We start from the raw sequence: 10,227 nt of genomic DNA, 5'->3' as shown, positions 1-10,227 counted from the left end.
ACGCCACACCCCAGGTGACATTGCGACCGACCAGCAGCAGGAACAGCGCGCCGGAGCAGAGCTTGATGAACGCGAAGACCGAGACCATCACCACGGACTCGGGCAGCACCTTGGCCACCTGCTCGGTGAAGAAGTCGCTCCAGGTGTGGGACTCGTGGTAGGTGGCGATCTTGCCGGCCTTCACGAAGGTCATGCCCAGGCCCTCGACGAGGACGATCGCCTCGATGATGTAGGCGGGCGCGAACCTCGAACCGCTGAACCGGGACAGTCGCGCGGGCACGCGCGGGTGGTTCAGCTGTCGGATGGCGATCAGCACCAGAATGCCGATCACCGTTCCGATGCCGAGGATCTCGTCCACCAGGTGGTAGATGCCCCAGGATCCGATGATGGGCCAGTGGAATTCGGGGTCGAAGATCTGGCCGTACGCCTCGAACCACAGGATGAACCCGAGGAGGAAGCCGATCATGACGAGCCAGTGAGCCCAGCCGACCGTGCGGAACTTGTTCATGCGCGTGTGCGCGATGAATTCCACCAGCATGGTCTTGAGGCGGGGGAAGAAAGGCCGCCAGCGATCGGGCGCGGATTGGCCGACCATGACGGTGCGCGCGATGTTCCGCACGCCTCCGATGAACGATGCCCAGCAGAAGACTGTGAACACCGCTCCGATCGTGCCCAACGTAATCGTCAGGGCATTCATGTCGCGACCTCTCTTACGGTTCTACAAGCGTCTCGCGAGGCAGCCTGGTTCCGCCTCGAGTTGCTCGTATCCTAATGGACGGTAAGTTACCCGTCGGTAACTTAGCTGTCCAGGGTTTCCCACACCGTAAATCCCGGCAAATCGGTGCAGTAACCAAGGGCAGGCTTACTTCGAAACATGCTGTCCAGCAGAAAGAACGGAATCTCGCAAATCGTAGGGTGATCGACTAGGCTCACGCTGTCCGACAGCTGTGCGCGTCTTCACATGCTCGGGGAGGACTCGTCCTAGCGCGTGGCATGGCCCGAGGGAAGCCGGGCCTCGCGTGGCGAAGAGGCGCACGGCGGATATACCTCGATGACGGATTGGATACCAACCGAAATGAAGCTTCGCAGTACCACTGCGGCTGCTGCCCTGGTCATCGGCGCAATGACCATTGGGATGACGACCGCCCACGCTGATGATGCTCCCGCACAGCCTGCTGGAATCAACTACTCCACCAAGCTGGTCGACGGCAAGACGATCGTCTCCACCTTGAAGAACGGCACCTTCGAACTCGCCCAGCAGGACGGCGCGACGCCCGAGGACCCGAAGGTCACGGTGGTGAATGTCAAGGATGAGAAGGGCGCGACCGCCATCTCCTTCCCGCTGAAGTTCGAGGCCGACGGGACCGATATTCCGGTCAAGTCGGATGTGAAGGATGACGGCAAGGTGCTCGAGGTCGTCCCGGAGAAGCCGGCCGGCTACCAGCCGGGCACCACGGTGCTCGCCGCCAAGCCGATCGCCTCGGCCGATGAGAACCAGAAGGCGATGAGCAACTTCTCTACCCAGTTCGGTCTCGCTATCGGCATCGGTAGCTTTGTGGGCACCGCGACCGGTGCGATCATCGGGTGCGTGGTCACCATCGTCGCCGGTTGTGTCCCGGGCCTGGTCGCGGGCGCTGGCATCGGCGGCATCCTCGGCACTATCGCTGCGGGTGGCCCGACCCTGGTCGCTGCGGGCATCGAACTGCTGCAGACCTTGCAGGCTGCCGATGGCACGTCCAAGTGGGCCACGACCAACAAGACCACGGAGGCCGCAACGGCCCCCGTCACTCAGAACTGAGCTCAGAACTGAGACCTGCCGGGGCTACGGCCCCGGCACGCTGGACCATTCGGCCCGCCTCGCTCGTCGGAGGCGGGCCGAACTCATGTCCGGGGCTGGTTCAGGCCGGGAGTTCGAGATGCCGCTCGAACGACACCGTGCCGTGCGCATGGCCGAAACGGGCGAACGTGCGCTCGGTCATCCGGTAACTGCCGTCCTCGCGCACCAGAAGAACTGTGCTGCACCGGGTTCCGTGGACCGGGTGCAGGACGAAACGCGCCGAGGCGCTGCGTTCGGTGAGCGGGTCCAGGCCGGTGCTCGGCAGTTCGGCGGCGGCCGCGGGGGTGCGGTCGGCCAGGACGGTCAGGTAACTCTCCACGTCACCGGGATCGGCGGCCGCCACCGCGGCCAGGGCGCGCACGCCCGCACGGACCTTGGGCCAGGCCGGATCCGGGGTGCCCGTGGTGACACTGCCGTCGGGCGCGAGGGAACCGGCCAGGGCGTTGTTCGACAGGCCGTGGAAGCCGGGTGAGAGTTCGCGTGGGGTGCGCTCGCTCCGATTGCTGTGCCACCACAGCGTTTCCAGATCCGAGACCAGCAGGTTGTAGCCGTTGTAGTCGTCCGGGGCGGTGGAGACGCCGCGCGCGAACTTCTCCGGCACCGGATCACCGCGCAGGAAATCCATGAGCAGCGCGCCTCGGGAACGGGCGTCCGCGCGAACGGCCTCCGCCCGGCCGCGCACATTGGTGACCGTCGCGAAGCGGCGCCGATCGGGCAGCAGGCCCAGCCAGGTGCCGGGGACCGGCCCCGCCGCGCCCAGATCCCGGCCCGCCAGCAGGCCCGGCACCTCGTCCCACGGCCGCAGCGATTCCGTTGGGCGGGTGAAGAACTCGTCCCGATTGGCGGCGACGATCAACCGGTACTCCGGATGCGCCCGCCAGCCGAGCAACACCAAACACATGACCCCAGCATGCCCGACCGGGGTTCCCCGCTACCACGCCCGATCGCTCCCTGATCGCTGCCGCCCGCCGCCCCTGCGCTGCCCCCCGGAGGGCGCCCACGGGTACCCCGGAATGCGAAAAGGCCGGTAGCGGTTGAGCTACCGGCCTTTTCGAGCCTGCTGTGATCAGCTTGCCCGCGCGATCAGAGGGTGTTCACCCGCAGACCCGGGTTGTCGGAGAGCACGGTGCTCACCGGCTGCGCGAACAGCTGGGGGGTGTTGCCGGTGATGAGACCGATCAGGTTCGGGATCTCACAGACCGGGTAGTCGGCGACCGAGGAGGCGCTGGAGATGCCCAGGGCCAGGGTGCCGGTCACCAGCGGACCGCCCGAATCACCGGGCAGGGCGCAGATATTGGCGGAGAAGGACTGGGTGAGCAGCCGGTCGCCGACCTGCACGGTCTGGTCGACGGCGTTCACCACGCCACAGCTGAAGCCGGTGCGCGCACCCGACTTGCAGACCGGTGCGCCGACCACCGGCACGGCCACGCCGGTGATGTTGACCGGAGCCGCGCCCGGGACGTTCACCCGCGGGTTGGAGAAGCTGTCCCGGTACTGGTCGTTGATCGAGACGATCGAGTAGTCCTGGTTGCCCAGCACCGACTTCTGGAAGGAACCGACCTGCGGGCCCAGGCTGTCGCCGCCCACCAGCTGGTAGACGCCCGGCGAGTTGGCGCCGGGGGTGGCCGAGATGTTGGGGTTGCAGTGGCCCGCGGTGATGTTCACCGGGTTGCCGCTGCCGTCGACGCCGTTGAAGCCGAGCGAGCAGCGCAGCGACATACGGCCGGCCACCGAGGCGTAGGCCTCACCGGCGGCCATGGTGCGCGGACCGGCGCCGGCGATGTCGGCGGCCTTCGGCACGTCCTGGCCCTCGCCGCCGACCGGCGGGGCGGTCATGACGATGACGCGGGTCGGGTCCACGAAGCCCGGCAGCGGCAGGTCGGGCTTGTCCACCCGGACCGCGATGCTGTTGTTCAGGGTGTCGATGGCCACGCCCCGGATGGCCTTGGACACGGATTCCGGCTGGTCCTTGAGCCACTGCTGGAAGGCGTTCTTCTCGCCGCGCAGCGTGGTCTCGCTCTTGGCGACGTCCTTGGCGGTGAAGCCGGCGTCGGACACGGCCTTGCGGGCCTGGTCCAGGGTGTCGCCGGGGGCCAGCGCCACGATGGCCTTGCCGGTCTCGTCCAGCCAGGCGCCACCGAAGACGCCGGGGAACTGCCGCTGGGCGGTGGTGGCGAAGGTGGCCACCTTCTGCGCGGTGTCGGCGCGCTGCAGGTAGTCCTGCGGGGAGATCTTCAGATCGCGGGTGATCGCGGTGATCAGCTCGGCTGGCAGATCCGGGGTCGCGGGGGCCGCGGGCTCCGCGTGCGCACTCGCCGCCAGGGGTCCGGCGACGAGCACAGTGGTGGCCGCGATCGCCGCAGTGCGGACAAGGGACCGTGGGCGTCGGCCCACGGCAGGCATGGAGGAGCGCATACGTGGCAGGAGCATGGCCCCGACTATATGGTGTCGGACCCGTTATGCCTACTTATTGCGAGGTGACGTTTCGGTATTCAGCTGGCAAACAGCGAGCTTGTCGGAAACCCGCGCATGCGGATGGTGTCCGATTGTTCGCGGCCCGACGGAGCGGGCCGCGAAACATCACGCGTTCGAACGCGTCCGGACCTGAATTCCGCTGCCGATGCCGCCGCCGGAATTGGCGTCGATTTCGGAGAGAATCGCGTGCAGCGGGATGCCCAGCGACGCGGTACCGCCGTACTGCGCCAGCGCCGTATTGGCCTCGTTGCAGTTCGGCGCGTCGGCGGCGTTCGAACCACTGGTGATGCCCAGCGCCAGCGTGCCGGTCACGATCGCGCCGCCACTGTCACCACCCAGGGTGCAGGCGCTGGAGGCGAAGCCGCGCACCGTCTTCGACTGGCCCTCGGCGGTGAACAACTGGGTCTCGACCCGGTCGGCCACCACGAATCCACAAGTGAAGGTGGAGGATTGGCCCGACTTGCAGACCGGCGCGCCGGTGATCGGGTCCGCCACCCCGGTGATGGTCAGGGTGGTGCCGTTGGCGCCGCGCACCGACGGCTGATCCATGCCGGCCCGCACCGCTTCGTCGTTCAGCTTGATCACCGAATAGTCGAGCGCGCTGCGGCCACCCAGATTCGAGGAGACGAAGCTGCCCGCCTTCGGGCTCGACAACAGGTTTTTCACATTCGGAATGTAGACATCGGCACTGGTGCCCTTCTCCACATTCGGATTGCAGTGCCCGGCACTGATGTTCAGCGCGTTTCCGGCGGAATCCACACTGTTGAAGCCGAATGAGCACACATCCACGCTGTGCAGCGACGAATCGCTCAGCGCGGTCGGCGCGGTGATGTAGGTGTCGCCGCCCATGGGCCGGCGCTCGACCGGCCCGCCGGAATCCGGCGACAGCATCACCTTGATATTGGCGATCAGCGTCGGCAGATTCAGCAAATGCCCGGCCGGGGTGTTCGCCACGCTGAGCACCAGCTGGCTGTTGAGGAAATCGATTGCCACCGAGTTGATCGCGTCGGACAGATCGCGCGGCAGGCTGGTGATCCACATGTTCAGCTGATCGGCCGAACTCTCGAGGTTGTCGGCGCTGATCGGGGCCAGCCGGGTCTGGTAGCCGTCGGCCGCGGCGATCTTGGCGGCGTCCAGAGAGGTGACGGCCATGACCGGCTTGCCGTCGGTGCCGAGCCACGCGCCCGCGAAGTCGTCGGGCCGCCGGCTGCGGAATGTCGTTGCGTAATCCCGCAATTGCTGGGCCTGCGCGGCGCGGTCCAGGTATTCGGCGGGCGTCATCTTCAGGTCGCGCTGGATGGCGGTGACCAGCTCGGCCGGAAGTTTGTCGGCGGCAAGCTGATCCGGGGACGCCGGGTCGGCGGAGGCGGTGCTGAGCAAGGGACCGATGAGAACGGTCGAGGCGAACGCGACGGTGGCTGCTCGAACCGTGGCGCGGCGCGCCATGAACTTGCGCATGGAGTCCCTTCGTAGTGCACCAGCAGACCGATGTTCCGGGCCCGGATCCGGTTACCTTCCGGAAGGTCGGTCAGCGCACCACTTTAGGGCATCATCCACGGAAGGGCTCTACGAAATCAGCGCGGATTCTGTCCCCACGGATCCTGCAGCACCGGAGCTTGCGGCAGCTCGAAGGTCGGCACCGGCGGGTACTGGTAGATCGGCGGATACGGGCGTGTCGTGGTGGTCGGGGTGGGATGCGGGGTGGGACTCGGCGTGGTGGTCGGTGGGTCCGTGGTGGTCGGCGGCGGAGGCGGCGTGGTCGTCGGCTCCGAGGTGACCGGAGCGTCCGCGGCATCGGCGGGCGGCGCGGCCGCGGTCGGATTGTCCGAACCGGTCGGCGGCAGCAGCGGCGGGGCGACGCCCGCAGTGGCCACCGGCTCCGAGCGCACCTCACCGCGCGGCGGGCCCGGCGTGGAGTCGTCGGTGCGCAACACGGCCGCCACCCCGACGCCACCGAGCAGCAACCCGATCAGGGCGGCCGCGGCGGCGATGATGTACAGGCCGCGACTGGCGCGCGGCGCATGGGTGACCGTGACCGCCGGCGTCGCGCGGGTCACGGCCGGCTCGGCGGCGGTGACCGCCGGGACCGCGGCCGAATACGCCTGGGCCAGTTCGGAGGACTTGAGCGCCGGCAGTACATCGGTGACGTCGGCGGCGTTCTCGGCGGCCGCGGTGGCGTCGGGCGGGGTGAGGCCGGCCGGGGTGGACAGCACCGCCGCGAGCGCCGCCCGGGCCGCGTTGTAGGCGAGGGTCTTCCCGGTCTCCGCGTCCGCCTGGGGTAGGTCGCGCTCGCTGACCAGCACTACGGACTTCAGGCCCAGGTAGTCGAGCGCCTCGCGCAGCGACCGCACATGGGTGTCGGGCCAGCCGGTCGGATGGGCCAGATAGAACTCGGCCGGACCGTTGAGGTGCTCGGCGGCCTGACTGATCAGGCAGAAGACCGCCGTCGCCATCAGGTCCTCGGCCCGGTACGCCTCACCGTCGTCCACCGCGAGCCCGGCCGGATCCCCGACCGCGCCCACGAAGCCCCGGATGGAATGGCTGTAGCCCTCCGGCGCGTCGCCGCCGAGTACGGCGTCGCCGTCCTCGGACATGTGCAGCACGGACTCGCGCACGGTGTAGTGCACCGGGAGTGTGGCGTCGTCGCCTGTCACCACGGCAACGACGGATTCGTCGTCCGCGATCCGCAGGCCCACCCCAGTGGCCATCCTCGTTACCTCGCTCGATGCGTCCGGGTGCTCTCCGCGCCGAGGTCAGACGAGGAGTGAACCGTGACCCATGGCGCGAAGCATTGACAATAACTCCGAACGCGAGCCGGCACCGATTCGACGTCTCATCCGGGCCACGTGATGTTCCACGGTTTTGGCCGAAATGTAGAGCCGGGCCCCGATCTCCCGGTATGTCAAGCCCAATAGGACCAGCTCGGCCACCTCACGCTCGCGTTCGCTCAGCACGGTATCGGTGATCGGTTCCGGGCGCGGCTGCGGGGCCGCGGGCTCGGGCGCGCGCACCGGCGCCTCCGGCGGCCGGGACTGTGCGCGCACCGTGCGCGCCAGCTTGAGCAGCGCGGTCGCGGTGGCGGAATCACCCGCCGCCAGCGCGGCCTCACTGGCCAGCCGAGCCGCGTCCCAGCGCAGGCCGAGCCCGGCCAGCCGGGCCACCGCGCCCTCGACCTGTTCGCGCACCACCTGACCGCGCAGCACCAGCACCCAGGTGCGGCCCGCGTCCGCCAGCGCGGCGGCCTGCGGATCGCCCGCCGCGGCGGAGGTCTTGAGCCGATATGCATGCGGCAGCAGGGCTTCCGGGCTCTCCTGGGCGATGGCGGCCTGAATCGCGTACCAGTGGAAGGCATTCGACCAGGCGGGCGGCTCACCGAGCCGGCGCAGCAGCTCGTCGGCGGCGGTCACCAGCGCGGTCATCCGGGCCTCGTCCCGTAGGCGGATACCGGCCAGCCACAGCTCGCCGATCGGCAGCAGCGCCAGCAGGTCCGCGTTCACCTCGTCGAACAGCGGGAAGGCCTGCTGCCAGGCCAGGGCCAGTGCCGCGTGGTCGCCGCTGCGCCGCGCCAGGCCGACGATCACGCCGTGCGCGAGCAGCCGATCGCGCGGATCCAGTTCCGGCAAACGAACTTCCGACATCAGGGTGGCCGCCGAATGCTCGTCGCCGCCCAGCATGGCGACCCACGCGCCCAGCACCAGGGACTGCGGATCGCGGGCCGCGCCGCGATCGTGCGGGCCCTGCCGCAGGGCGTCCGCGGCCCGGCGCGGATCACCCATGCTCAGGCACAGCAGCACCGCGATCGACACCGCTGAGCACGGCAGGAAGCGATCGCCGCCGTCATCGGTGGGGGCCGGGCCGGAGTGCGCGGCATGGATCAGCGCGGACGCCGCCGCGACAGCCGCGCCCCGCCGCGCCCGCGTGGGGCTGGTGAAGCGTTGGACGGCCAGGGTGGTCGGGGGGATGGCCCGCATCTCGGCGGTGAAACCGGTCGGGGCCGAGACGGCGCCGAAGGTATTCGGCGCGCCCGCAGCCGATCTCGCCGCAGCGGGGTCCTCGGGGCGCGGCCGTTCGGCGGAGCGGCCCGGGAGACTCGCGGGCCGGGCCGGTGCGCCGGTCGCGGCCGGTGCGGCAAAGGGCCTGGGCGGCGGCGGGAATGGCGATCCGGGGTTCCCGTTGCCACGATCGGCGCGCGCCGCCGCGTCGAAATCGGCTGGGGCGCCGACGGATCCGATCGAATCGGTCAGGGCATTGGCGATCGAGGCGGCGCGCGCGGTGGCCTCCGTCGGCGGCCACTGGGCGGCATTGACCGACAGGGCCTGTGCGCCCTGGGCGTCGCCGGACAGCGACAGCACCGTGGCGGCGACCGCCCAGTCCGGGCCGACCCGGGTCGGCCCGAGCCACGTGTAGAGCTGGGCGGCCCGGGTGGCCAGGCCACGCCGGGTCCAGACACCGGCGCAGATGCGCACGGCGGCAGCCAGATCCGTGTGCGGGATCGACGGATTCGCGAGGGTGGGTTCGGCCAGGCGAAGGGCGGTGTCACCGTCCCCGGAACGGGCGGCGGCGTCGGCCCAGCGCACGGCCAGGGCCTCCGGATCCGCCCCGGCGGCGGCCGCGGCCGCGTAGTACCGGACCGCCTCGTCACCGGCGCGTTCCGCCGCGGCACAGAGGAATTCGGCCAGCCGCTCGTCGCGGACGCCCGATTCGGCCAGCACCAGCGCGGTGTGGTCGCGCAGCAGACCGGCGTCCAGGCGCGCGTGCAGCAGGCGGCGAGCCACGGTCAGGAAGCGGCGATCGCCGACCAGGGTGCGCAGCGGCGCCACGGCCGGGGCCAGCAGCAGATCGGCATCGGTGACCAGGGCGCTGCCGCGGGCCCGGTCCACCAGGTCCTGGGCGGCCGGCGGCGCGATGTCGAGCACCTCGGTGAGTTCACCGGTGTCCAGGCCCGCGCCGATGGCCGCCACCACGAGGGCGTCCAGCAGGTCCGGATCGGCGTCGTCGAGGCGCGCCCGCGCCCAGGCCGTCACCGCCTGGTCCACCGCGGTCACACCCGCGTCCAGACGGGTCGCGCAGGCGGCGGACAGCGCGGCCACCACGCCACCGTGGATGCCGCCGGTCTGGCGGTGGATGTGCTGGGCCAGCCCGCGCGGCACCATCATCCCCAGTTCGCGGGCGAACGGGGCGATCTCGGTGGAGCCCAGGGCGCGCAGATCGACCACTCGGCCGCGGCGGGCCACCAGATCGGTGAGACCGCGCAGCCGCGGGTCGTGCGGGCGCGGGCGCAGTGCGATCACCACCGGGTACTCCCCGGATTCGGCCGCGGCGCACAGCAGGTCGAACTCGGCCTGGTTCAGCACGTGGGCGTCGTCGACGACCAGGGCGCCGCGGACGCGGGCGCCGCTGCCGTTGTGGCCGTCCACGCGGCCCGGTCCCGACGGGCGCGGGGCCTGCGCCGGATTGTCGGTGTGCGGGACGCCGCGGGCGCGCAGACGCGCCCGGATCGCACCCAGCAGGGTGGACTTGCCGGTGCCGGAGCGGCCCCGGATGAGGTACAGCGTCGAGGCGGAATCGTCGGAATCCAGATCCCGGAAAATCTCACGCGCGCACGGGAGCGAATCCAGTGCGACGGGGGTCATGCCTGTCACGAGGAACCAACTCTCAGCGGCCGGTGTGCGGAACGACCGGGGGGACGGCGTTGCCGAGCTGATCAACTGCATTGTTCAGTGCGCCCGTGGGGAGCGTCACATTCGGGACGGTCGGCGGCTGCATCTGCGGCACCGTCGGCATCTGGACCGTTGGCTGTTGTTGCGGTTGCTGTTGCGCAGGTTGTTGCGGCGCCGGATTCTGTTGCGGCGCTGGAGTATCCGCCTGCCCGGCCGGGGTGGTCGGGTCGGCGGCGGCCGGTGCGGGCGCCGCGG

6 protein-coding genes and 2 pseudogenes are annotated in these 10,227 nt (G+C 70.0%); 1 reads left to right on the top strand and 7 read right to left on the bottom strand.

The window, feature by feature from the left end:
- Positions 1-697 (bottom strand): annotated as a pseudogene (locus ON33_RS29295) (Fe-S oxidoreductase); the annotation flags it as partial.
- A gap of 378 nt (positions 698-1,075) precedes the next feature.
- On the opposite strand from ON33_RS29295, the gene ON33_RS29290 reads away from it, so the two are divergent.
- A complete protein-coding gene (locus ON33_RS29290) occupies positions 1,076-1,798 on the top strand; it encodes a DUF8020 domain-containing protein (RefSeq protein ID WP_040862361.1) in 723 nt (240 codons plus the stop codon).
- Positions 1,799-1,898: 100 nt separating this feature from the next.
- On the opposite strand, the gene ON33_RS29285 is transcribed toward ON33_RS29290, so the two are convergent.
- From ON33_RS29285 to ON33_RS42890, 6 genes and pseudogenes are all read right to left on the bottom strand, one after another.
- Positions 1,899-2,738: an NRDE family protein gene (locus tag ON33_RS29285; protein WP_040862360.1), complete on the bottom strand. Its 840-nt coding sequence runs from the start codon at positions 2,736-2,738 to the stop codon at positions 1,899-1,901.
- A 182-nt stretch (positions 2,739-2,920) separates the two neighbouring features.
- The gene (locus ON33_RS29280) at positions 2,921-4,267 is read right to left on the bottom strand and encodes a S1 family peptidase (RefSeq protein WP_245550827.1); all 1,347 of its coding nucleotides are present in this window, start codon (positions 4,265-4,267) and stop codon (positions 2,921-2,923) included.
- Between the two features lie 150 nt (positions 4,268-4,417).
- Positions 4,418-5,770, bottom strand: coding sequence for a S1 family peptidase (locus tag ON33_RS29275; protein WP_040862359.1), 1,353 nt, complete (start codon positions 5,768-5,770; stop codon positions 4,418-4,420).
- 116 nt (positions 5,771-5,886) lie between these two features.
- On the bottom strand, positions 5,887-7,020 hold the full coding sequence (locus tag ON33_RS29270) for a hypothetical protein (RefSeq protein WP_051153034.1): 1,134 nt from the start codon (positions 7,018-7,020) through the stop codon (positions 5,887-5,889).
- Between the two features lie 45 nt (positions 7,021-7,065).
- Positions 7,066-9,945, bottom strand: coding sequence for a LuxR C-terminal-related transcriptional regulator (locus ON33_RS29265; protein ID WP_040862358.1), 2,880 nt, complete (start codon positions 9,943-9,945; stop codon positions 7,066-7,068).
- 22 nt (positions 9,946-9,967) lie between these two features.
- Positions 9,968-10,227, bottom strand: a pseudogene (locus tag ON33_RS42890) (hypothetical protein); the annotation flags it as partial.

The sequence above is a fragment of the Nocardia niigatensis NBRC 100131 genome (assembly GCF_000308655.1).
GTDB classification, from domain to species: domain Bacteria; phylum Actinomycetota; class Actinomycetes; order Mycobacteriales; family Mycobacteriaceae; genus Nocardia; species Nocardia niigatensis.
Note: the sequence above shows the minus strand (reverse complement) of the source record. Positions and strands in the feature narration are given on the sequence as shown.